The organism is Acidiphilium sp. AL (assembly GCF_025499445.1).
GTDB classification, from domain to species: domain Bacteria; phylum Pseudomonadota; class Alphaproteobacteria; order Acetobacterales; family Acetobacteraceae; genus Acidiphilium; species Acidiphilium iwatense.
This window is the reverse complement of the sequence record NZ_JAIMBZ010000017.1, coordinates 1-21,868: the sequence shown is the minus strand read 5'-3', so window position 1 is coordinate 21,868 and position 21,868 is coordinate 1. Positions and strand designations below refer to the sequence as shown.

Below are 21,868 nucleotides of genomic sequence, written 5' to 3'. Positions count from 1 at the left end.
CGGCGGTAAATTCCGTCCATGGTGGCGACGGGTCCGCTGAAGCGTCATCGGCCGAAGGATTCGCTGTGGTCGACGCTGAATGCGCGCCGGACGCCGCCATGGCTGACGCTGATCGGGCGGGAAGTGGCTGAATCATCCGGCGCGGCGATCGGGAAACGGAATCGCGTGGCCGCAAAAGAAGATGAAAAGTGAAACGGGAGTGAAATTGCGCCGCAGCACATTGGAAAAGTTTCAGTCGCGGGCAAGCTTGACATTCCGTTCTCGAGCCAAAGGCGTCGCTTGGCCGGCTGGGCCAGACCGACCCATCATGACCCAAAGCTGTCGGTAACGCGTGCATCTATTCGTCTCTGGTTGCTTTTGAAGTATTGTCGGCAACGGGCAACACAGCGGGCCGATGTATAGAAATTGCTATTATACATTGAATATTAATGACGCTGATGTAATACTCTCATTCTGAGAGCCCATATATTGCTTGACATCTGCGGTTTTTGGAGGACTGTTATTCAAACATTGGAGTTTGACCATGATGCCGCGTTTCATCTCAGCCACGGTGCTGAGTGCTGGACTGCTGATCGCCGGCCTGTCTCCTGCTTTCGCGCAGAGTACGCAGAGTACAGCGCCCGCTGCATCGTCAGCCGCCACAACCAGCCCTGCGTCGGAAATCAAGGCGCATATCAACAAATTGCGGACTGAACTTAAAATTACCTCCGCACAGCGCTCGCAATGGGACGCGCTTGCCTCAGTCATGCGTCAGAATGCGACGCAGATGGAAACGCTTTATAAACAGCGTTCACGGAATGCCGAAACCATGACCGCGGTTGAAATCCTAAAATCTTACCGCGAGTTCACGCGGGCGCATCTGGCTGCCCTCAACAAGTTGATCCCGGCTTTCACGAAACTCTACGGAGTGTTATCCCACACACAGAAAAAAACCGCCGATGAGTTGTTCGAAAATCGGGTCGCCGTTGCTAGCGGCGCCAGAAAGACTCAGTGATGAAAAACTGGATCACACTCGGCCCGGCAATCGGGATCGTTCTCGTGCTGGCCATGAACCCGGCAGCAGCCGATCAACACGGGCGGCGGCAACCCTGGGGTCAGCCGGGTTATTATCATCCGCCGGAGCGCTTTCGGCATTTTCGGCGACCCCGGCCAATGGCGGGATATTATGGACAATATGGACAAAACGGCTATTACGCGCAGCCGCCAGTCGTGTATGGGCCACCTCAACCGCCGCCTGGGATCAGTTTCTATCTAGGCGTTCCCTGATCAAACCTGCGATGTACGCAACCGACTGATCCATCATGGCCTACGACGAAAAGTCGACGCGGACGATTGATGTTACGCCCAGCGCGTACATTGCCCCAGCACAACGTCCGTACGGACAGCTTTTTGGTCCGGGCGCCGTGTAGCCCGGAGATCGCTCCCATATACATCGAGGCGCATCGTATAATCCACACCGAGAGGCCGGTTAGAGCGTGGCCGCGACGGGCGCGCAAGTCGGACGGCCAGTCCAGCATCCTCGCCGATGCCTTGCTCAAGGCAGGTCGCAACAAGTGGCAGCCTAATCACGCTTGACCACAACGGATACTCTAACCGGCGACCGGACTCGGCTCCAGCACCATCTTGCCGGTCGGCGCATCCAGGATATAGGCGGGCAGGGCGGTTCCCGAAATCGTCCCGCGCAGCGCCGCGAGCAGCGCGCGGCCTTCGGCGATCGGCACATGGAACCGCGCCGTCCCCGGCGCCGGGTCGAGCTGGTGCAGATAATACGGCTTCACCCGCGCCGCCAACATCGCCTCGAACAGGTCCCGCAGCGCCGGAACGGAATCGTTCACCCCGCGCAGCAGCACCGACTGGCCGAGCAGCGGCACCCCGCCGCGCCGCAGCAGGTCGAGTGCCGCCCGCGACGCATCGGTGAATTCGCGCGCATGATTGGCATGGATCACCACGAACAGCGGCGTCGCCACATCCAGCGCGTCGGCCAGCGCCTGGGTGACGAATTCGGGTGCGGCCACCGGCACGCGGGTATGGATGCGCAGCCGCTTCACATGCGGAATCGCCGAAAGCCGGTCCAGGACCGAACGCACCCGCCTTGCGGAGAGAATAAGCGGGTCGCCGCCGGTCAAAATCACCTCGCTGATCCCCGTATGATCCGCGATCCAGCCGATCGCCGCATCCAGTTCCGCCGCGGTCAACACCCCGCCATCCGGCCCGACATGCTCGCGGCGAAAGCAGAATCGGCAATAGACCGGGCAGGCGAGGGTGGGCTTCAGCAACGCCCGGTCGGGATAGCGATGCACCACCCCCTTGATCGGCGACAGCGCATCGTCGCCGATCGGATCGGCGCTCTCATGAGCCGCGACCACCAGTTCCGCCGGATCGGGGATGAATTGCCGTCCGACCGGATCGTCCGGCCGCTCGATCAAGGCGGCGAGGGCAGGGGGGATCGACGTCGCATAGCGCGCCGCGACCCGTTCCAGCCCGGCACGCGCCGCTTCCGGCGCGAAACCGGCCGCGATCAACTCATCCGGGGTGCGAAGGGTGCGCGCTGTCATGGCCTAGTGTTCCGTTTCGGAAATTCGTTTGCATTGCCCATAGCGTTCTACGAATTCCCGAAACGATAGAACACTAGGAAAATCAAAACTTTCCAGTGTGGTCTTTGATTCTGAAATTCCTAAAAATTGCCGCAGCAATCGGGTAGGAATTTCAGAATCGTCCCACTGAGTGCTATCCAAACCGGCATGACCGCACAAGCATGGGCGCCCGACCGCCTCGCCGCCCGCCTGCCGCATCTCCGCCGCCGCGCGCTGCTCAGGGAGGCGACCCGCGCCTTTTTCACCGCGCGCGACTATCTGGAAGTCGAAACCCCCTACGCGGTCCCGGCGCCCGGCGAGGAAGTTCATCTTTCCGCTTTCGAAACCACCCGCATCTTCCCCGACGGCACCGGAGAAAAACTCTGGCTGCACACCTCACCCGAATTCGCGATGAAGAAGCTCCTCGCCGGCGGCACCGGCAACATCTTCCAGCTCGCCCGCGTCTGGCGCAACGGCGAGGGGTCGGACACCCACGCCGCCGAATTTTCGCTCCTCGAATGGTATCGAATTGGCGCCACGCTCCCTGACCTGATCGATGAAACCATCGCTTTCCTCCGCGCCGTACTGCCGCCCGAAGTCACCTGTCGCGGCATCACCACCAGCCTCGCCGACATCGAAATCCTCACCGTCGCCGAAGCCTTCCGTCGCCATCTCGGCATCGACGTGCTCGCCAGCATCGGCGATGCCGAAACCCTCGCCGCCGAGTCCCGTACCCCGCTCCGTGCCGGCGAAACCTGGGAGGATCTGTTCTTCCGCCTCATGCTCGGCCGGATCGAGCCGCATCTCGGGCGAAAAAATCCCACCTTCATCACACATTGGCCGGCGCCTCTGGCGGCGCTCGCGCGCAGGAATGCCAGCGATCCGCGCGTCGCCGAGCGCTTCGAGCTCTATGTCTGCGGCATCGAACTCGCCAACGCCTTCGCCGAACTCACCGATCCGGCCGAACAGCGCGCCCGGTTCGAGGCTGATCGCGCCCGCCGCCATGCAATGAACACCCGCGAGGACTGGCCGCTCGACGAGGATTTTCTTGCCGCCGTCGCCGATCTCCCGCCTTGCGCCGGCATCGCACTCGGCTTCGACCGCCTCGCCATGATCGCCGGCTCTGCCAACCGGATCACGGATGTGTTATGGCTCTGACACACGGGGGATACAGTCCCATAATACAATACGGCAACGGTCGAAAGACCAGAACTCGGGAGCCGATCATGCGTAAGCTGATCCTGACAGCCCCGCTCGCCGCCGCGGCGCTTGCCGGGTGTGCGACCGGGCCGAGCCTGTCCGAACGGATGTCCGCCTATGTCGGGCGGCCGGAATCCGCCCTGGTCGCCGGGCTCGGCGTGCCGAACCGGCGCATCGACGTCGCCGGCGTCACCTATTTCGCCTATGTTCACCGGCATTTCCACTATTCGTCCGGCTCGTACGGCATGGGCCCGTTCTTCTATCCGGTCGGCGGATTCTACGGCCCGTTCTATGGCGATGGCGGTTTCCCCGCCACGGCCTATACCAGCAGCTGCACCACCACCTTCGCGCTGAAGAACAACATCGTGCAGTCCTTCATGCTGCGCGGCAACGACTGCTGATCCTGCCCCCCAGGCCGTCATTGCGAACCGAAGGCGAAGCAATCCAGTGATCGGAAAGACTGGTTTGCTTCCTCCTCGCATTGGCGGGAGAACCGCCCCTGATTGGGAATCCTAATGCCGGGGGATGGCCGCGGGCTGGCCGTCACAGTTCGGAAGTTCTGAATCGACAAAGCCCCAGGAAGGCGAAGATGCCGTCCAGATAAAATTCTCCGGCCGCCCGATCTCCGGGTCGTCCAACGCACCGACTCGGACCACGATCAGGTTCGGCCGGGATAGCGACTCGCTGAACAATGGCGTCCCGCATCTGGGGCAAAAACGCCGGCGCATGACATTGCCGCTATCTGCCCTGCTGACGTATTCGCTGACCTCGCCGGTGATTTCGAAGGCCTCGGTTTTGAATATCGCGTTGATCGACGCATTGCCCGAGGACAGGTATTGGCAATCCCTGCACCAACAGGCGCGCACGGCGACTGGCCTTTTTTCGGATTGGAACCGGACCGCTCCGCAGAAGCATCGCCCGGTAACGAATGTCGCCATTTTGCCCCGCCTTCATGTATTTCCGCGCAAATTAAAGAGGATATCGGCCGGCGCAGCAACCTTATCGCGCATAGGGTCACTGTCGGTTTGAAAGCAGCGACCGGAACCTGCGTGGTCCTGGATCGGCAGAAGCCGTGTTGTTCGAAGGCGCTGGCATAGCGGTCGAACTTCGCATCGCTTTCGGTGCGGTTCAAAGGGCCGCCAAAATCCTCCATTACGTCGGGATCGGCGCTCATCGCCGCGAACGCTTCCCGATCCGAGTCCCGCCAGTCGCGCAAGATCAGACGGCCGGTGTGGAGAACGTGGCCGCTTTTGCTCATCCCGTCCCCCAATCACGGAAAACCCGGCATAGCCGCGACATCAGATCGTTTCCTTCGCGACCGCGGTTGCCGCATCGCCGGTGTTCGGCGTCCCGGCCGGCTCGATCAGCAACAGATGAACCTCATCCCTGGCGACCGGACAATGCTCGACCCCTTTCGGCACGACATAAAGATCGCCAGGCCCAAGATGCACATCGTCATCCCGGAGCCTGATGGTCAGATTTCCCTTCAGGACCAGGAAGAAATCATCGGTATCCGGGTGGGAATGCCAGACGAACTCGCCCTTGAGCTTGACCACCATGACGTCATGGCCGTTGAACGAGTTGACGATCTTCGGCGACCAAAGCTCGGAAAACAGAGCCAGTTTTGCTTCCAGGTTGATGGCTGCCATTGCTCCGGTTCCCCGCACCCGCATTCGGCGGCATTCGGAAAATCATACGAACAAGGCTGCCGATCCGCAACATGTCCGAACGTCACCGCCCGAAACCGGCATAACTCCCGGCCCGATGCTTGACGCAAACGGCAATCGGTCCGAGCATCGGATAAAATAGGAGGACCGGACCATGAACGTCACCACCAAAATCGCCCCGCCGCCGGGCATCGATGCCGCCGAATGGCAGATCCGCTGCGACCTCGCCGCCCTCTACCGGCTGGTCGCGCATTTCCGCATGACCGATTTCATCTACACCCATATCAGCGCGCGCCTGCCCGGCCCGGACCACCATTTCCTGATCAACGATTACGGCGTGATGTTCCACGAAATGCGCGCCTCCGACCTGGTGAAAATCGACCTCGCCGGCAATCGCGTCGAAACCCCAGCGCAGACCGGCAAAACCGTCAATCAGGCCGGCTTCACCATCCATTCGGCGATCCACATGGCCCGCCCCGACCTGATGTGCGTCGTCCACACCCACACCTCGGCCGGCATCGCCGTCGCGGCGCAGGAACAGGGGCTGCTGCCGATCAGCCAGCACGCGATGAAATTCTACGGCTGCCTGTCCTATCACGGCTATGAGGGCATCGCGCTCGATCTCGACGAACGCGAACGCATCGTGTCCGATCTCGGCCAGAACAAGGCGATGATCCTGCGCAACCATGGGCTGCTGGTCGGCGGGCGGACAATCCAGGAAGCGTTCCACGAGATTTATTTCCTCGAACGCGCCTGCCAGGCCCAGGTCGCGGCGCTGTCGGGCGGCGCCAAATTGGTCATCCCGCCGCGCGAGGTCTGCGAACACACCGCCGCCCAGTTCCGCATGGACGAGGCGATGCGCATGGCGCATTACGAAATGGCGTGGCAATCCGCGCTTCGCCTGGTCGAGGACGGCCCCACCGACTACCGAAGCTGACCGATCCTCAACCGTTCGCCGATCCGCGCCGCGAGTTCGGCGGGGTCGGCGGCGGTAATCTGACCATCGACGATCAGGCAGGCCAGCCCATGAACGATCGACCATGCCGCCAGCGTCACCGTCTCCGCATCCGCCTCACCGGCCAGCGCCGCAACCCGTGACGCCAGAATGCCGAACGCCGCCCTGGCCGCCTCGCTCAGCGTGTCGTCCCCGCATGGCTTCGCCGCGCCGAACATCAGCCGGAACAAGGCCGGCTCGGCGACCGCGAATTCCACATAAGCCACACCCTGCGCCCGCAGCGCCGCAACCCCCTCACCGGCTTGGTCCGCCGCCGCGAGGGCGGCGCCAAACCGGCTGAAACCCTCCGCCGCGATCGCGGCCAGCAGCGCCTCCTTATCGGCGAAATGCCGATAGGTCGCCGTCGCCGACACCCCCGCCGCGCGCGCGGCCCCCCGCAAGGTCAGCGCCGCGACCCCGCCGCCGCGCAGCAGCGACATCCCTGCCTCGATCAGGGAATTGCGCAAATCACCATGATGATACGGCATGAGCGCTTTTGATGTTGACATTGTTAACTTTGGCCCTATGTTTACGTCGTCAACATGGAGATGCCACCATGCCGCCCAGCATGCAACCCGTCGCCGTCGATCTCACCGCCTATCCCGATCTCACCGTGGTCTATCTCGGCATGAAGATCACCCGGCTCGCCGGCATCCGCACCCTGCTCGGCTTCGGCCGGCCGCTCGCTGCCCTCGCCCGCGACAAGCCGGACGGCCTGCTTCACCACGAAAATTTCCTCTGGCAGATCGACCATGTCGGCATCCGCCAGTACTGGCGCGATTTCGAATCGCTGGAGCGCTTCACCCGTGCCGATCCGCATAAAACCTGGTGGTCGGATTTCCTCGGCAATCCGCGCGGCACCGCCTTCTGGCACGAAACCTACCGCAAATCCGGCGGCATGGAGGCGATCTATCTCGGCGTGCCGAAGCCGATCGGCTTCGCCACCTTCGCCCCGCATCGCGACCGCGCGGGCGGCTTCGCCACCGCGCGCAAACGGCTCGACGCCGATATCACACCCGCATCGCCTCGTGCGGCCGATTGAACCGCGCGGCGGTCTCGTCCGAGGTGGTCAGCGCCAGATAGACCACGCCGGCCACCACCGCCGAGATGAGGAACGAAATATCGCCGAAGCCGGGATGGGTCGCGGCGAAGGCGCCGACGAACAGCGGATACTGGTTGAAGAACGGCACGCTCGCCGCGATCCCGACGATCCAGGCGACGAACCCGGCACTCACCGCGCCGAGCCGCGAATGGCGCCGCGTGGCATGGCCGAGCAGCATCACCACCACCCAGGGCGCGGTCCAGTAGCCGAGGAAAAACAAAAAATCCTCGTAATTCTTGATGAAATTGGTGGCCGCCAGCACCGAGATCACCGTGCCGATCCCGCCGCAGATCAGCGCTGCCTGCGACTGTTTCAGCCTGATCCCCAGTGCCAGCGACGACAAGGTCGCCGAATAGATGTTCAGGATATTCGCGCTCACCGTGCCGATCACGATGGCGATGATCAGCGGCGCATGAAACCAGTGCGGCATCCAGGCGGTGAACAGGTCGGACGGCTTGCTCAACGTCACGGTCGCGCCGATGACAGCACCCAGCACCTCCATCCAGATGCAGGAAATCAGCGTGCCCCAGAACGCGTTGGCGAACACCGCGCGCTTGGTCGCCGCCGCCTCGCCCTGATGGTTGAGATAGCGCGTGTAATCCGACGAATAGGGAATCCAGCCCAGCACATAGGCCACCACGATCGAGGTGGTCAGGATGAACGCACCCGACCTGCCGCCGACATTTTTCAAAAGCTTGGGGTTCGCCGCCGGCAGATGGCCGATATGGCCGGCGGCGATCACGCTGAGCACCAGGAAAATCGCGACCAGGAGATAGAAGAAATATCGCTCCGCCGCATGGATCAGGTCGTGCCCGACCGTGGCGATCGCGACCTGAACCACGCACAGCACCACGATATTGCCGATCAGGCTGGTGCCGAGCATGTATTGCAGGGCATAGCCACCGATGATGGTGTTCACCCCGAACCAGGAAAACCCGCCGAAAAAATTCAGGAACGACGGCAGCTTGTTGCCGCGCCGGCCGAACCAGGCCGCACCCTGGATCATCTGCGGCAAGCCGTATTCCACCCCAAGCGTCGAGAACACCGCGAGCAGCACGGCACCGATCACGTTGCCCAGAATGATCGCCGCGATCGCATCGCTCGCCGAAAGGCCGAACGCGCCGGTCGCCAGCGCGCCGGTGGTGATCGTCGCGAATTCGACATTCGCCGCCATCCACAACCCGAACAGGGCGCGTGGCCTGCCATGCGACTCCGCCACCGTCACCGGGGCGATCCCCTTGGTCTCGATTGTCAGAGGCGCGGCTTCGGCCATTGTTTTGCTCCAGGGTTCACGACACGGACACCGATTCGGCTCAGCAAGACTCATGCCGGAATCAGGCCCGCGACTCAAACGAAATCGCTTCCGAAACCATCATCCTCCGCCCGCGAAAGCGGCAGGCATGACGCTCTCGCCCGCTCTACCCGTTTGCCAATTTGCGCGGCCGGCCACCCTTGCGGCCGTTTTCCCGCGCAGCGGCACCCTTGGCATGCGACCGTGACCTTCCGCCCGTACCGCCAAGCTGGCGCGCCATCCAACTCCTGGACCCCAACATGCCCTGTAGCAGGGCCGGCACATACAAGTCGGCGTCGATAGCCGGCCAGTGCAGACCATCCCCGGCGGGGCTGATCTCGATATTGCCCAGCTCCTCCGGCGTCGCCTGCTCCAGCCCCTGTGCGAGACGCGGCGGAAACGTCAGCTCCAAACCATTATCCAACCCGATCACTACCCGCGACACACGCCGGTCAAACCGCGCCCGCACCGCGCGAGGCTGGTCTTTCATCTCTGCTTCAGCCACAACCCGGTCACGATCAGTAATCGTCATGAATCCGCTCCCATTCACCACAAAGCGCTGCCAGACTGGCAGCAAGCGCCGAAGCGATGCGGTTCAGTTCGGCCGTGGAAAACCCGAAACTCCCGCGCAGGCTCGGCGGTCCATTCGGACAGTTCAAAATAAACACCGCCTCGGTTTCCGTACCGATAACATGAACATGCGGCGGCCGATGGTCGTTTGGATACACAACGACCCGCAGCCCACCGATCCGCAGGACCGTTGGCATCTATATCAAAAACCCAAGCACTTGGGAAGGCGCTTAATCAGTCGCCCAGGACCCGCCCCGCCACGGCATCGAGCCGCGCCACCAGATCGGGGTCGCGCGCACCCTCGGCAGTGATGATCGCGTGATCCAGCGCATGGTCGCATCCCGCCGGGCAATCATGCCGCTCGCCGCCATGCGCCTGACCGCCAAGCCTGGGCACCACCGCGCGCACCAGCGCCCGCGCGCGATCGGCATTGCCGTGCAGAACTTTCACCACCTGCTCCACCGTCACCGCGTCGTGGTCGTCGTGCCAGCAATCGTAGTCGGTCACCATGGCGACGGTCGCGTAGCAAAGCTCCGCCTCGCGCGCGAGTTTCGCTTCCGGCATGTTGGTCATGCCGATCACCGAACAGCCCCAGCTCCGGTACAGGTTGCTCTCCGCGCGCGTCGAGAATTGCGGCCCCTCCATCGCGAGATAGGTCCCGCCGCGCGTCACCGGCACATCGAGCCCGCGCGCCGCCGCTTCCAGCGCGTCGCCCAGCCGCGAACACACCGGATCGGCCATCGACACATGAGCGACACAACCCGCGCCGAAGAAGCTCTTCGGCCGCGCGAAGGTTCGGTCGATGAACTGATCGACGATCACGAAATGCCCCGGCGGCAAATCCGCCCGCAGACTGCCCACCGCCGAGAGCGCGAGCACATCGGTCACCCCGACGCGCTTCAGCGCGTCGATATTCGCCCGGTAATTCAAATCGGTCGGCGATATTCTGTGCTCTCGTCCATGACGCGGCAGAAACACCACCGAAACCCCGTCCAGCGTACCGAACAGCAACTCGTCGGACGTCTCGCCCCAGGGCGTCGAAACCCGTTCCCAGCGTTTGTCCTCAAGCCCCGCGATATCGTAGAGGCCCGATCCGCCGATGATGCCGATCAGCGGCTTGCGCCCCGCGTCGCTCATGTCCGCCGTCCCGCCCTGATCGCGAACCCGCCGAGCGCGCCCAGGATCAGCAGAAAAATAATGATCCGCAGCCCCACCGCCTTGCGCTGGTCGAGCGTCGGGTCGGCCGTCCAGGCGAGAAACTCCGCCACGTCATGCGCCATTGCCTGAACGTCCGGCTTCTTGCCGTCGGCCAGGGTGACCGAGCCGGGCTTGAGCGGCGGCGCCATCGCGATCAGCCCGCCCGGATAGGCGACGTTGTAGAAATGATGCGGCGGCATCGTCACGTTCGGCGGTGCGGCCCGATACCCCATCAGGAGAGAAAAAACGAAATCCGCGCCGTCCCGATGGCCCCGCTCGATCAGCGACAGATCGGGCGGGATCGCGCCGTGAAACTTTTTCTCCGCCGCCGCTTCGTCCGGGAACGGCGATTTGAACGCATCGCGCGCCATCGCCGGCGCCAGCACGGGCTTGCCCGCCGGATCGACGCCCTTTTGCACCTTGATGTGCGACACGATGGCCGCGATATCCTGCGGGCTCAGGCCGAGATGCGCGAGATCGCGGTAATGCACCAGGCTCAGCCCGTGGCAGCTCGCGCAATCGGCCTGATAGACGGCAAAACCAACCTGCAGGCTCGCCTTGTTGTAGGTGCCGAACAGCGACTGAAACCGGAAGCTCTGCGGCGTCCGCGTCTCGGCGCGGGCGGATTGCCCAAGGCCGAGCGCGGTCAGCGCAACGGCGGCGGCGAACAACAGGCGGCGCATCAGGCGGTCCTCCTGGCGATGCGCGCCGGCACCGGATGCGCGCGCTCCAGCATGGTCACCAGCGGCGTGATGACGATGAAATGGACGAAAACATAGATCGTGGCGATATCGATCACCGCCGGCCAGATCCCGGTCGCCGGCTGCGCCGCCGCCACCGACAGCACCACCCAGTCGATCGCCAGGACGATCACGAATCCGGCATAGAGCGGCCGGTAGCGCCCGCTCGCCACGATCCCTTGATCCAGCCAGGGCAGCGCGCCCAGCAGCACGAGTGCCGCGACCGTCAGCAGCGTCCCGCCGCCCGCGCTCTGCCCGGCCCGCGCCAAACCGTGAAACCCGAGCAGATACCAGGGCGGCACCGGCTGCACCGGCATCGCCATCGGCGAGGTCAGGCTCATTCCCGCCGGCTGGCCCAGCCCCGGTGCGAAGGCGACGATCACCGCGAAAATCAGCGCGAAAATCATGAAGGCGGTGAACAATTTTCCGGCATAGGCCGATTGCGGCACCATGTCGCGCGGGTCGGGCACGGCGATTCCGTCGGGATTGGCCGGCGGTGCCGCGCGCGATGCCATAAAGCCGAGCAGCGCGATCAGCAGCACCAGAAACCCGATCGCCTCATGTGCCATCGCGAGGCGCGGCGCGGTCGCCGACCCGACCATGAAACCGCCGAGAAACCAGTGCGCCAGCGCCGAACCGAACAGCGGAATCGCGGCGATATGCGCCGCCATGATCGTCACCGCCGCATCGGCCACCGCCCCGCCGGTCATCGCGAACCCGAAAAACCCGACCGCCAGAAACGCGAAGAACCGCACCACCTCGATGATCCAGGCAAGTTCCCGCCTATTGCGGTAGCTGCCGTAATAAATCCCCCGAAACAGCTCGATGAACACCACGCCGAACAGCATGGTCGCCCCGTCGCGGTGCAGATCGCGGATCAGCCAGCCGAAATTCACCGCGCGCGTATAGCGCTCGATCGACAAGGCCGCCCCCTGCGTGGTCGGCACATAGGCAAACCCGAGCCAGATCCCGCTCAGCGTCAGCACCCCCAGCGCCACCGCGACCAGCACGCCGAACGACCAAACCAGGGTCAGGTTGGCAGGCACCAGATGATCGCGCCACTGCGTGCGCCAGACGGCGCAAAGCGGCAGGCGGGTCTCCAGCCAGCCTGGCGCCGCTTCGGATTCGGATTTGTCCATGATCACCTCAACCGAGCCGGATCAGCGTATCGGACACGAACCGATACGGCGGGATCGCCAGATTTTGCCGCGCCGGGCCGCGCCGCACCCGGCCCACCGCGTCGAACGCGGCGCCATGGCACGGGCAGAGCCAGCCATCATACGGCCCGCGCGGGTCGGACGCCTTGTTGCCGACCGGAATACAGCCGCGATGCGGGCAGATGCCGATCACCACCGCATATTGATGGTGCCCCGGCCTGACCCGCTGCTTGACCGGCACCGGATCGAGCAGATCCTTCATCGGCGTCGCCTCGACCGCGCTCACCTGTTCGGCGGTCAGATGCCGGATGAACACCGGCTTGCCGCGCCAGCGGAGCGAAATTCCCGAATTCGGCTCGATCGGCGCCAGATCGACATCGAACACCGACTGGTCGCGCGCCGCTTCGCCGGGCTCCAGCGCCGCGCCGAACGACCACACGATCGCCCCGGCGCCCACGGCGGCGGTCGCACCGAACAGGATTTTCAGGAAATCGCGCCGCTCTTCGCCCTCATGCGCGCCTGAGGTCGCACCGTTCTCAGCCATCCCGCCTCCGGTCTCTCGAAACCCTGGTTTCGCATGACCGGAAAATGAGGAAATTTCAACCCCGCCGCTCATCCCTCTCCGCCGTCATCGCGAACCGCGAAGCGGTGAAACGATCCATCTCGATGCATCCGCGAACGAATCGGCTATAGAACCGCCCATGACCGAACCGACCGCCATCCCCCACGACGCCCTCAAGCCCCGCGCCACGGCGTGGTTCGCCGAATTGCGCGACCGCATCTGCTTGGAATTCGAGAAAATCGAGGACGAGTATCGGGAGACCGACCATCCTCCTTGCCGGTTCGTCCGCACCGAATGGACCCGCGCCGACGATGGCAAGAACCATCTGGAAGGCGGCGGGGCGATGAGCGTGATGCGCGGCCGGGTATTCGAGAAGGTCGGGGTCAACATCTCGGTGGTGAGCGGCACGTTCAGCCCCGAATTCAGCCAAAATATCCACGGCGCGGCGGACGATCCGCGCTTCTGGGCGGCGGGGATCAGCCTGGTCGCGCATCTCCGCAGCCCGCGCGTGCCGGCGGCGCACATGAACACCCGCATGATCGTCACCACCAAGGGCTGGTTCGGCGGCGGCGGCGATCTCACCCCACTGCAACCCGGCACCGAGGCGGCGGCGGAAGACGCGGCCAGTTTCCACGCCGCGTTCAAGCATGCTTGCGACTCGTACGATCCAGATTATTATCTCCGTTTCAAAAAATGGTGCGACGAGTATTTTTATTTACCCCACCGCGACGAAACCCGTGGCGCGGGCGGGATTTTCTACGATCATCTCGACAGCGGCGACCAGGAGGCGGATTTTGCCTTCACCCGCGATGTCGGCCTCGCCTTCCTGGATTGCTACCCCGCGATCGTCCGCCGCCGGATGACCGAGCCCTGGACCGAGGCGGAACGCGAAGCCCAGTTGATCCGCCGCGGCCGCTACGTCGAATTCAACCTGCTGTACGATCGCGGCACCACCTTCGGCCTGAAAACCGGCGGCAATACCGAGGCGATCCTGATGAGTCTGCCCCCCGAAGTGAAATGGCCGTAAAATAGGACAGGATCGGTATGCTTTGTTTCACGTGAAACAAATGGCAGTTGTTCTGATGTAAGGTTATTTATACTCGCGTTTCCGCCTCGCGCAGCATCCCGAGCAGGGCGGCGACCGCGCGCGAGCGATAGCGATCGACATGCTGCACCGCGTAATAGGGCCGGCTCTGCACCGGCAGCTCGACCCTGGCCAGCCGCCCCGAGGCGATGCTATCGGCGCACACGCTCTCCGACAGCACGGTCGCTCCCGCCCCGCCGATCACCGCCGCGAGCACCGCCTCGTTCGATGGCAGTTCGATCGCGATATCGAGCTGCGCATAGGGCACGCCGAGCGCCGCGATCGCGTCGATGAACACCGCGCGGGTGCCTGAGCCGTCCTCGCGCAGCACCCAGCGCCCGGCGGCGAGATCGCGCGCGCCCAGACCGTTCCGCCCGGCCCATGGATGCCCGGAAGCGACCACCAGAACCAGCCGGTCCTGTGCGATCAGCTCGGCGGCGATTAGCGGGTTGTTCAGGCTCTCACCCGGCCCTTCGACGAAGCCGAGCTCGACCGATCCATCGATGATCGCCTGCGCCACCTGCGCCGAATTGCCGACCGACACCGCGAGATTGACCCCCGGATAGGCGCGATGAAACGCGACCAGATGCAGCGGCAGGAAATGATTGGCGATGGTCTGGCTCGCCTTGATCGCGAGCCGCCCGCGCGCGAGGCCGGACAATTCGCGCATCGCCGCCGAAGCCGCCTCGGCGCGCTTGAGGATCGCCCGCGCCTCGCCGAGAAACACCCGCCCGGCCTCGGTCAGGGCGATGCCGCGCCCGACCCGGTGGAACAATTTGGTGCCGAATTCGCGCTCCAGCGCCGCGATCGCGCCGGACGCGGCGGACTGGGTCAGATCAAGCGCCTCGGCCGCGCGGGTCACGTGTTCGCGCTCGGCCACCGCGACGAAAATCCGCAACTGCTCCAGCGTCATGATGTTCCGGTAGAGCCTGTCTCGCGTCCCGGCAAGCATGGAAGCGGGTCGCGTCCGTCACTATTCGTTTTTGCGAATAAATACTGGTCCCGGATGGCGGAACTGGCTAAATGGATGATGCTCGTAACGGGCCGATAATAATAGGAGAACGTCTTGAGAAATTTGCCCCTGCTCCGCCGGATCGCCGGGCGACCCTGACCCATGGCCAAGCCGAACACCCTGCTCAAACGCACGAGCAATGCCCTGCTCGACCATATCGCCACGATGAACGGCACGATACTCGCGTCGGACAGCGCGCTGGCCCGGCAATTCAATGTCAGCCGCACCACCATCCGCAACGCGATCGAGCGTTTCGTCGGCACCGGCATCCTGGCGCGCGGCGAGACCGGCTTCGCCGTGCGGCGAAAACCTCAACAAGGCGACTACTTCGCCGAAACCGAAACCGACGGGCCGCAGGAACTGATCGAGCGGGAATTCATGCAGCGCGTGCTGCTGGGCGACTGGCGCCCCGGCCACGTGTTCTCCGAAGCCGAGCTCGCGCGCGAGAGCAATGCCAGCACCGTCTCGGTGCGGGAATTCCTGATCGGCTTCTCCCGCTTCGGGCTCATCGCGAAACAGCCGCGCGGCGGCTGGACCCTGCGCGAATTCCATGCCGGTTTCGCCGCCGAGGTGGCCGACATGCGCGAACTGATCGAAATGGCGGCGATCGCGCGCATTCCGCGCGCGCCGGACCCGGCCTTCCGCGCGGCGACCGAGGCGCTGATCGAGCGCCATCGCGCGATTGAGGCTGCCCTGACCAGCCGTTATTCCGAATTCCCCGCGCTCGACCGGGATTTTCACCTGTGGATCATCGGCAGGCTGAAGAACCGCTTCGCCCATGATTTCTTCGACATCGTCTCCTTCCTGTTCCACTACCATTACCAGTGGGACAAGCATCAGGAGATCGAGCGCAGCAAGGTCGCGATCGCCGAACATCTCGCGGTGCTGAACGCGCTGCTCGCCGGCCGCGCGGACGCGGCGAAACGCGCTCTCGCCGCCCATCTCGCCACCTCCCGCCGCTCGCTCCAGGCGGGACTGCGCCGCCACGAGGCCGCGTGATTTTTTGCCCCAGCCGCCGGAGAACGCCCTCCCCGCCGATCTCAATCACTCGAACTGTCGAGGAGAATGATCAGCAATACAAAAGCGAGGCAAATCGTCGTGAGAACGACGAACCCTTGATAACATCGCAGATCAACCCACGGCAGGTCGCGCGCTAACGTTCCCGTGCAGAATGACGAGCCGGAAATCGGCTGCGGCATCATGCGTCAGCTTGACGGTTCGCGGTTTCCTGCTTCGATGCGCAGCAAGAATCGTTCGACGTCTTCGGTAAAGCGCTGGACTCTACCGTCACTCGAATGGATTCGGGATCAGGATCATTCCCATAGGTCGTGCTGTCGCCATAGGTGCGAAAGGTCTCCCACCGAAGACCCTGCGGATCGGAAATCCAAGCCTTTTCCGACCGGGCGTAGCAGCAAATCGTCTGCCCTTCTTCGAACACGGGTCTCTCGGCGTGCTGAAGCCGGGCATAGACCTCCTGTAATTCCTCTGGCGTCTCCACCTGGATGCCCAGATGATTGAGGCCGGTTCGGCTGCCGCGTGTTGAAATCGCGAAGTTGGCGCGCGGGTCATCGAGCATCCACTTCGCATAATCGGATTTCACAACCACCGGCTCAGTCGCAAAAACCGCACTGTAGAACCGGATGGATGCGGCAAGATTCTCAACGGACACATGAACGTGCAAGCGCTTCATGGCTTTACCTCTTTTCCGATGTTGGCCGAAGATTCGATGGTCCCGCTCCCTGGCCCGCCCAACGCGCCGTGGCAGCACGCTTCCCGTCCATCCCCCAAACGGCAGCAGTTCTCGGCCAGGTAATCCATCAGGCCGGTCATCGCGGGATAATTGGCTGCATAAATCAGCGAGCGGCTTTTTCGATGAAAGCTGATCAGCCCCGCTTGCTTCAGTTGGGCAAGATGGAAAGACAGAGTAGCCGACGGCAACCCGAGCCGTTCTCCGATCTGCCCGACGGGAAGTCCTCCATGTCCCGCCTGCACCAGAAGGCGGAAGATATCGAGCCGGGTTTCCTGCGCGAGTGCCGCGAGGGTTGCCAAAGCGTGCGTTTTTTCCATATTTCCAATATATTGGAGATATGGAATTTTGTCAAGCGATCTTTGTGCGGCGGTTTTCTTTTTCACCCCACCAAATAACGCGCCGCCAGATGCGCCTCGAAATCGGCGGGGTCGAGCATCTTGCCGGTCGCTTGCCGGAGCAGCTCGTTGAAGCCGAACCGCGCACCATGGGCGTGGACATTCGCGCGCAGCCAACCCAGCAGCGGCGAGAAATCGCCCCGCGCCAGTGCCAAGTCCAAATCCGGCACCGCACGCCGCGCCGCCGCCATCAGTTGCGCCGCCGCCATCGCGCCAAGCGTATAGCTCGGGAAATAGCCGAATGTCCCGCAATACCAGTGGATGTCCTGCAGGCAGCCGCGCGCATCGTCCGGCGGGGTGATGCCGAGCAGGTCGCGCATCCCTTGGTTCCACGCCTCGGGCAGATCGGCCACCGCGAGATCGCCGGCGATCATCGCCGCCTCCAGCCGGAACCGCAGAATGACATGGGCCGGATAGGTCAGTTCGTCGGCCTCGACGCGGATGCAACTGCGCGTCACATGGCGCAGCCGCGCACTCAACCGGGGCAGCGAAAAATCCGCCGCATCCTGGCCGAACGCCTCGGCGAGCATCGGGCCGAGAAAACCGAGATACGCATCCGACCGCGCCGCCTGCATCTCGACGATCAGCGACTGGCTTTCATGCGCCGCCATACCGGCGGCGAACCCCACCGGCTGGCGCGCGAACCCGCGCGGCAGGCCCGCTTCATACAAGGCGTGACCGGTTTCGTGCAGAACACCCATCAGGGCGGAGCAAAAATCGGCTTCGTCATAGCGGGTGGTGATGCGGATATCGCTCGGCGTGCCGCCGCAGAACGGATGGGTCGAGCGGTCGAGTCTTGCCTGCGCGAAATCGAGCCCGGCCTCGGCCGCGAGCCGGCGGCACAGCGCCTCCTGCACCGATTCGGCAAAGGGCGCCGCACCCGGCAGCGCGGCGTCGCGCTTTGCCTGCAACGCCTCGGCGCGTGGCAGCGCCTCGCGCAGAAACGCCTCGTAGCGCGCGAAAACCGGCGCGATCTCGCCGGCGAGCACGCCTTGCTGATGCTGGTCGATCAGCGCGTCATACGGCGCCAGCCCGAACGCCGCGCCGAGCGCCGAAGCCTGCACGCGCACCAGCGCGAGCAGCTCGCCGAGCGGCCCTGCCACCATCGCGAAATCGCCCGCCTTGCGCGCCGCGCGCCAGATTTTCTCGCAAGTCGAGGATTGCCGCGCCAGCGCCTCGACCAGCTCGCCCGGTACCGCCGTCGCCTGGCGATGCGCGCGGCGCATCAGCGCGAGGTTGCGCCGCGCCGCATCATCCGCGGGAGGCGCGGCTTCGGCGACGGCGAGATCGGCGGCGACCTCCGGTTCCACCAGCATTCCGTGCGCGATGCCGGACAATGTGGCGAGCTGATCCGCCCGCGCCTCGGCGCCGCCATCCGGCATCACCGCCGCCTCGTCCCAGCCGAGCATCGCAACGGCCTCCTCGACCGTCGCCATCCGGGCGAAGCGCCGGGTCAGGCGGTCATAGGCGTCGGTCATGAACTCTCTCCAAGCTGTTTGCGGGCGTAGAAGAAAAACTCGAACACCACGACCATGGCAAGCCCGAACCAGGTCAGTGCGTATTGCTCGGAATTGTTGGGCGGGTGCGGCAGGCTCGGCGCCGGCACCGGTCCGCCGGCAAGCGGCTTGGGCCCCACCACGATCAGGGTGAAATCGGCCACGCGATTCAAACCGAGCCCGGCGCCGATCCGCCTCGGGTCGAGCGTGTAGAAAATGCGTCCCGCCACGTTATCCTGTGCGCTGAACAGGCCGGGCTTCTGTGCCGCCTGCACGTAGCCCGAAACCTGGGTCGGTCCGGCCGGCACCGGCACCGGCTTGGGCGCCGTGCCCGGAACCCAGCCGAGATCGACCATCACCACATCGCCATTGTCGCGCCGGAACGGCATGACGAGCTGCGCGCCCCGCACCGGCCCGGCCACCGAGTTGCGCACCTGATCGCCGAAGAACGCCGCGCGACCGGCGATCCAGTGCCCGGCGATCGCGACCTTCTGATAGGGCGTGGGATGCGATGGCAGCGGCACCGGCGGGGCCAGTTGCGCCGCGTCGATCCGCCGCTGCACCCGGTCCTTGTGGTGCCAGCGATGCACCTGCCAGACCCCGAGCGCGATCAGCAGCCAGAACGAGACGAAACTGAACATCCCCATCCCGATCAGGCGCCGCCGGGGCGCGCGCGGCAGCCCCCGACCGATCACGGGACTAGTGTCCCGATTCGGAAGTTCGCTATCGTCAAACCCGCACCATACGAACTTCCGAATCGAAAGGACACTAGCAAGTATATGATTCTAGTGTGGTTTTTGGTTCTGAAGTTCCTAAAAAGCGCCGCCGCATATGCGCAAGAACTTCAGAACCACCACACTAGGCGGCGGTGATCGCGCTGCGGCCGAAATAATAGATGCAGACGAACAGGAACAGCCACACCACGTCGACGAAGTGCCAGTACCAGGCCGCCGCCTCGAAGCCGAAATGCCGCTTGACGCTGAACTGCCCCTTCACCGCACGGAAGAAATTCACGATCAGGAACGAGGTGCCGACGATCACGTGAAACCCGTGAAACCCGGTCGCGATGAAAAACACCGAGGGGAAAATCCCGCCATGATAGAAGTTGAACGGCGAGTGGGTGTATTCGTAGGTCTGTCCGGCGAGGAAGGTCAGCCCGAGCAGCACGGTGCAGGCGAGCCCCATGATGAGCCCGCGCCGGTCGTCCTCGATCAGTGCGTGATGCGCCCAGGTGATCGTGGTGCCCGACAGCAGCAGCACCATGGTGTTGAACAGCGGCACCGCGAACGGATCGATGGTGGTGATGTGCTGCGGCGGCCAGACCGCGACATGCATGTAGCCCATATGGGCCGGGAAGAAGAAGAAGTTGAAATAGGCCCAGAAGAACGAGACGAAGAACATCACCTCCGAGGTGATGAACAGCGCCATGCCGTAGCGCAGCCCGATCTGGGTGATCAGCTTGTGCAGGCCGGGGGTGCGGGTTTCCGCGATCACGTCGCGCCACCAGACATACATGGTGGTAAAGGCGCCGATCATACCCGCGATCAGGAACCAGTAATCGTTGTAGTGGGCGACGAAAATGATCCCGGTGGCGATCAGGATCGCGGAGACGGCGCCGCATACCGGCCAGATGCTGGGCTCGACCAGATGATACGGGTGCGGCACGCGCCCCGCGATCTGCCCTTCCGCCGTATGAAGTTCACCGCTCATTCCTCGATCCTCCCAGAACCGCCCAGATTTCGTTTCACCACATATGCCCGCTATGCAACAGCTTCACCACCGCGATCGCATAGATCAGCAGGCACAGCGCCACCAGCGTGCCGAGCAGCGCCCAGTTGCGTCCGCGCCGCCGGCGCACGAATTCGGCCTTCTGCTCCGGTGTCCAATGCCTGTCGACGATCGGGTCGGTCATACCAGCCGGTCCAGCACCAGGGCGCCGAAAATCAGGAACAGGTACAGGATCGAGTATTTGAACGCCGCCCTGGCCGGCGCGTCGCGCGTCAGGCTGACGCCGGTGGCATCCTGTGCGTCGCGCATCACCCGCCACGCATACCAGACGAAGGCGAGGCCGAGCATCATGGCGCTCGCGCCATAGACCGGCCCGGCCAGATGCAGCACGAAAGGCAGCAGCGAAATGGGTACCAGCCACAGCGTATAGCGCATCACCGCGAGCCGGGTTTTTCGCGCCCCGGCCACCACCGGCAGCATCGGCACCCCGGCGCGCTCGTAATCGGCCGAGGCGAACAGCGAAAGCGACCAGAAATGCGGCGGCGTCCAGAAGAAAATGATCGCGAACAGCAGAACCGGCAGCAGGCCGACATGCCCGGTCACCGCCGCCCAGCCGATCACCGGCGGAAACGCGCCCGCCGCCCCGCCGATCACGATATTCTGTGGCGTCCGGCGCTTCAGCCCCATGGTGTAGACGAACACGTAAAACCCGATCGACCCCGCCAGCAGCGCCGCCGCCAGAAGGTTGGTCGCGAGCCACATCACCAGCACCGAGAAGAACGACAGCGCCACCCCGAAGCTCAGCGCGCCGCCCGGCGCGATCCGCCCGGCCGGAATCGGCCGTTTGGCGGTGCGCCGCATGATCGCGTCGATATCGCGGTCGTACCACATATTGATCGCCCCCGCCGCACCCGCCGCCACCGCGATGCACAGAATCGCGGCGAAGCCGAGCACCGGATTGATCCCGCCCGGCGCCAGCAGCAGCCCGACGATCCCGGTGAACACCACCAGAACCATCACGCGCGGCTTGAGCAGCGCGATCCAATCCGCCGTCGTCGCGCCCAGCAGCACCGAATCCGCGAGAACGGACTCGCCCGCGACAGCGCCCTGACGGAAGATGGCTGCTGGCGACGACCTCATCGGATCACCGGCACATCCTCGAAGGTGTGGTGCGGCGCGGGGGACGGCACGGTCCATTCCAGGGTCGTCGCCCCATCGCCCCAGTAATTGTCGGCCAGAGCCTGCTTGCCGGTGAAAATACGGAACAGCACGTAGAAAAAGATCAGCGTGCTGATCCCGGAGATGATCGTTCCCACCGACGAGACGTAGTTCCAGCCTGCGAACGCGGTC

At 64.0% G+C, this 21,868-nt stretch carries 27 protein-coding genes and 2 pseudogenes; 8 read left to right on the top strand and 21 right to left on the bottom strand.

Going from position 1 to position 21,868, the window contains the following annotated elements:
* The first annotated feature begins 18 nt into the window (after positions 1-18).
* Positions 19-192 (top strand): hypothetical protein, encoded by a 174-nt coding sequence (locus AiwAL_RS11340; protein WP_235704679.1) that lies wholly within the window; start codon positions 19-21, stop codon positions 190-192.
* A 331-nt stretch (positions 193-523) separates the two neighbouring features.
* Positions 524-994 carry a Spy/CpxP family protein refolding chaperone gene (locus AiwAL_RS11335; protein ID WP_262312715.1) on the top strand — a complete coding sequence of 157 codons (471 nt, stop codon included), beginning with the start codon at positions 524-526 and terminating at the stop codon, positions 992-994.
* A 595-nt stretch (positions 995-1,589) separates the two neighbouring features.
* Here AiwAL_RS11335 and AiwAL_RS11330 read toward each other — a convergent pair.
* Positions 1,590-2,555, bottom strand: coding sequence for a lysine-2,3-aminomutase-like protein (locus AiwAL_RS11330; RefSeq protein ID WP_235704676.1), 966 nt, complete (start codon positions 2,553-2,555; stop codon positions 1,590-1,592).
* 186 nt (positions 2,556-2,741) lie between these two features.
* On the opposite strand from AiwAL_RS11330, the gene epmA reads away from it, so the two are divergent.
* Together epmA and AiwAL_RS11320 are read left to right on the top strand one after the other, a co-directional pair.
* On the top strand, positions 2,742-3,731 hold the full coding sequence (gene epmA / locus AiwAL_RS11325) for an EF-P lysine aminoacylase EpmA (RefSeq protein ID WP_262312714.1): 990 nt from the start codon (positions 2,742-2,744) through the stop codon (positions 3,729-3,731).
* Positions 3,732-3,799: 68 nt separating this feature from the next.
* Positions 3,800-4,174, top strand: coding sequence for a hypothetical protein (locus AiwAL_RS11320; protein WP_235704674.1), 375 nt, complete (start codon positions 3,800-3,802; stop codon positions 4,172-4,174).
* A gap of 111 nt (positions 4,175-4,285) precedes the next feature.
* On the opposite strand, the gene AiwAL_RS20395 is transcribed toward AiwAL_RS11320, so the two are convergent.
* The 3 genes and pseudogenes from AiwAL_RS20395 to AiwAL_RS11310 form a co-directional block, all read right to left on the bottom strand.
* Complete coding sequence (locus tag AiwAL_RS20395) at positions 4,286-4,711, bottom strand: GFA family protein (RefSeq protein ID WP_408851563.1); 426 nt, start codon at positions 4,709-4,711, stop codon at positions 4,286-4,288.
* A gap of 140 nt (positions 4,712-4,851) precedes the next feature.
* A pseudogene (locus tag AiwAL_RS20390) lies at positions 4,852-5,031 on the bottom strand (GNAT family N-acetyltransferase; N-acetyltransferase); the annotation flags it as partial.
* Between the two features lie 40 nt (positions 5,032-5,071).
* Positions 5,072-5,422, bottom strand: a complete 351-nt coding sequence (locus tag AiwAL_RS11310; protein ID WP_235704672.1) for a cupin domain-containing protein — start codon at positions 5,420-5,422, stop codon at positions 5,072-5,074.
* A 172-nt stretch (positions 5,423-5,594) separates the two neighbouring features.
* On the opposite strand from AiwAL_RS11310, the gene AiwAL_RS11305 reads away from it, so the two are divergent.
* The gene (locus AiwAL_RS11305; RefSeq protein WP_235704671.1) at positions 5,595-6,377 is read left to right on the top strand and encodes a class II aldolase/adducin family protein; all 783 of its coding nucleotides are present in this window, start codon (positions 5,595-5,597) and stop codon (positions 6,375-6,377) included.
* Here AiwAL_RS11305 and AiwAL_RS11300 read toward each other — a convergent pair.
* Complete coding sequence (locus tag AiwAL_RS11300) at positions 6,365-6,922, bottom strand: TetR/AcrR family transcriptional regulator (protein WP_262312712.1); 558 nt, start codon at positions 6,920-6,922, stop codon at positions 6,365-6,367. The two genes, AiwAL_RS11305 and AiwAL_RS11300, sit on opposite strands and share 13 nt — an antisense overlap.
* 68 nt (positions 6,923-6,990) lie before the next feature.
* Here AiwAL_RS11300 and AiwAL_RS11295 point away from each other — a divergent pair, with 68 nt between their 5' ends.
* Positions 6,991-7,476 (top strand): DUF4188 domain-containing protein, encoded by a 486-nt coding sequence (locus AiwAL_RS11295; RefSeq protein WP_235704668.1) that lies wholly within the window; start codon positions 6,991-6,993, stop codon positions 7,474-7,476.
* On the opposite strand, the gene AiwAL_RS11290 is transcribed toward AiwAL_RS11295, so the two are convergent.
* The 7 genes from AiwAL_RS11290 to petA form a co-directional block, all read right to left on the bottom strand.
* Positions 7,445-8,809, bottom strand: coding sequence for a cytosine permease (locus AiwAL_RS11290; RefSeq protein WP_235704667.1), 1,365 nt, complete (start codon positions 8,807-8,809; stop codon positions 7,445-7,447). The genes AiwAL_RS11295 and AiwAL_RS11290 overlap by 32 nt on opposite strands.
* A gap of 145 nt (positions 8,810-8,954) precedes the next feature.
* Positions 8,955-9,359 (bottom strand): DUF2442 domain-containing protein, encoded by a 405-nt coding sequence (locus AiwAL_RS11285; protein ID WP_262312711.1) that lies wholly within the window; start codon positions 9,357-9,359, stop codon positions 8,955-8,957.
* Positions 9,346-9,594 (bottom strand): DUF4160 domain-containing protein, encoded by a 249-nt coding sequence (locus AiwAL_RS11280; RefSeq protein WP_262312710.1) that lies wholly within the window; start codon positions 9,592-9,594, stop codon positions 9,346-9,348. The genes AiwAL_RS11285 and AiwAL_RS11280 overlap by 14 nt, the downstream gene beginning before the upstream one ends.
* Positions 9,595-9,631: 37 nt before the next feature.
* Positions 9,632-10,534, bottom strand: a complete 903-nt coding sequence (locus AiwAL_RS11275) for an S-methyl-5'-thioadenosine phosphorylase (RefSeq protein WP_262312709.1) — start codon at positions 10,532-10,534, stop codon at positions 9,632-9,634.
* On the bottom strand, positions 10,531-11,277 hold the full coding sequence (locus AiwAL_RS11270; RefSeq protein ID WP_262312708.1) for a cytochrome c1: 747 nt from the start codon (positions 11,275-11,277) through the stop codon (positions 10,531-10,533). The genes AiwAL_RS11275 and AiwAL_RS11270 overlap by 4 nt, the downstream gene beginning before the upstream one ends.
* On the bottom strand, positions 11,277-12,473 hold the full coding sequence (locus AiwAL_RS11265; protein WP_262312707.1) for a cytochrome bc complex cytochrome b subunit: 1,197 nt from the start codon (positions 12,471-12,473) through the stop codon (positions 11,277-11,279). The genes AiwAL_RS11270 and AiwAL_RS11265 overlap by 1 nt, the downstream gene beginning before the upstream one ends.
* A gap of 7 nt (positions 12,474-12,480) precedes the next feature.
* Positions 12,481-13,035 (bottom strand): ubiquinol-cytochrome c reductase iron-sulfur subunit, encoded by a 555-nt coding sequence (gene petA, locus AiwAL_RS11260; protein ID WP_235704662.1) that lies wholly within the window; start codon positions 13,033-13,035, stop codon positions 12,481-12,483.
* Between the two features lie 157 nt (positions 13,036-13,192).
* On the opposite strand from petA, the gene hemF reads away from it, so the two are divergent.
* Complete coding sequence (hemF, locus tag AiwAL_RS11255; RefSeq protein ID WP_235704660.1) at positions 13,193-14,080, top strand: oxygen-dependent coproporphyrinogen oxidase; 888 nt, start codon at positions 13,193-13,195, stop codon at positions 14,078-14,080.
* Between the two features lie 67 nt (positions 14,081-14,147).
* On the opposite strand, the gene AiwAL_RS11250 is transcribed toward hemF, so the two are convergent.
* Positions 14,148-15,050: a LysR family transcriptional regulator gene (locus AiwAL_RS11250; protein WP_262312728.1), complete on the bottom strand. Its 903-nt coding sequence runs from the start codon at positions 15,048-15,050 to the stop codon at positions 14,148-14,150.
* Between the two features lie 201 nt (positions 15,051-15,251).
* Between AiwAL_RS11250 and AiwAL_RS11245 the strand changes: the two genes are divergently transcribed.
* On the top strand, positions 15,252-16,148 hold the full coding sequence (locus AiwAL_RS11245; RefSeq protein ID WP_235704659.1) for a GntR family transcriptional regulator: 897 nt from the start codon (positions 15,252-15,254) through the stop codon (positions 16,146-16,148).
* A 199-nt stretch (positions 16,149-16,347) separates the two neighbouring features.
* On the opposite strand, the gene AiwAL_RS11240 is transcribed toward AiwAL_RS11245, so the two are convergent.
* The 8 genes and pseudogenes from AiwAL_RS11240 to AiwAL_RS11205 form a co-directional block, all read right to left on the bottom strand.
* Positions 16,348-16,839, bottom strand: coding sequence for an ArsI/CadI family heavy metal resistance metalloenzyme (locus tag AiwAL_RS11240; RefSeq protein WP_262312706.1), 492 nt, complete (start codon positions 16,837-16,839; stop codon positions 16,348-16,350).
* Positions 16,836-17,282, bottom strand: a complete 447-nt coding sequence (locus AiwAL_RS11235; RefSeq protein ID WP_262312705.1) for a helix-turn-helix transcriptional regulator — start codon at positions 17,280-17,282, stop codon at positions 16,836-16,838. The genes AiwAL_RS11240 and AiwAL_RS11235 overlap by 4 nt, the downstream gene beginning before the upstream one ends.
* Entirely contained in the window at positions 17,279-18,772 is a 1,494-nt protein-coding gene (locus tag AiwAL_RS11230; RefSeq protein ID WP_235704656.1) for a carboxypeptidase M32, read from the bottom strand. The genes AiwAL_RS11235 and AiwAL_RS11230 overlap by 4 nt, the downstream gene beginning before the upstream one ends.
* Positions 18,769-19,485, bottom strand: coding sequence for an SURF1 family protein (locus AiwAL_RS11225; RefSeq protein ID WP_262312704.1), 717 nt, complete (start codon positions 19,483-19,485; stop codon positions 18,769-18,771). Before AiwAL_RS11225 ends, AiwAL_RS11230 begins: the two co-directional genes overlap by 4 nt.
* Before the next feature lie 163 nt (positions 19,486-19,648).
* Positions 19,649-20,500: a cytochrome c oxidase subunit 3 gene (locus AiwAL_RS11220; RefSeq protein ID WP_235704653.1), complete on the bottom strand. Its 852-nt coding sequence runs from the start codon at positions 20,498-20,500 to the stop codon at positions 19,649-19,651.
* Positions 20,501-20,534: 34 nt separating this feature from the next.
* The gene (locus tag AiwAL_RS11215) at positions 20,535-20,702 is read right to left on the bottom strand and encodes a hypothetical protein (protein ID WP_262312703.1); all 168 of its coding nucleotides are present in this window, start codon (positions 20,700-20,702) and stop codon (positions 20,535-20,537) included.
* The gene (locus tag AiwAL_RS11210; RefSeq protein WP_235704650.1) at positions 20,699-21,658 is read right to left on the bottom strand and encodes a heme o synthase; all 960 of its coding nucleotides are present in this window, start codon (positions 21,656-21,658) and stop codon (positions 20,699-20,701) included. The genes AiwAL_RS11215 and AiwAL_RS11210 overlap by 4 nt, the downstream gene beginning before the upstream one ends.
* A pseudogene (locus AiwAL_RS11205) lies at positions 21,655-21,868 on the bottom strand (cytochrome c oxidase subunit I); the annotation flags it as partial. The gene AiwAL_RS11210 and the pseudogene AiwAL_RS11205, both read right to left, overlap by 4 nt.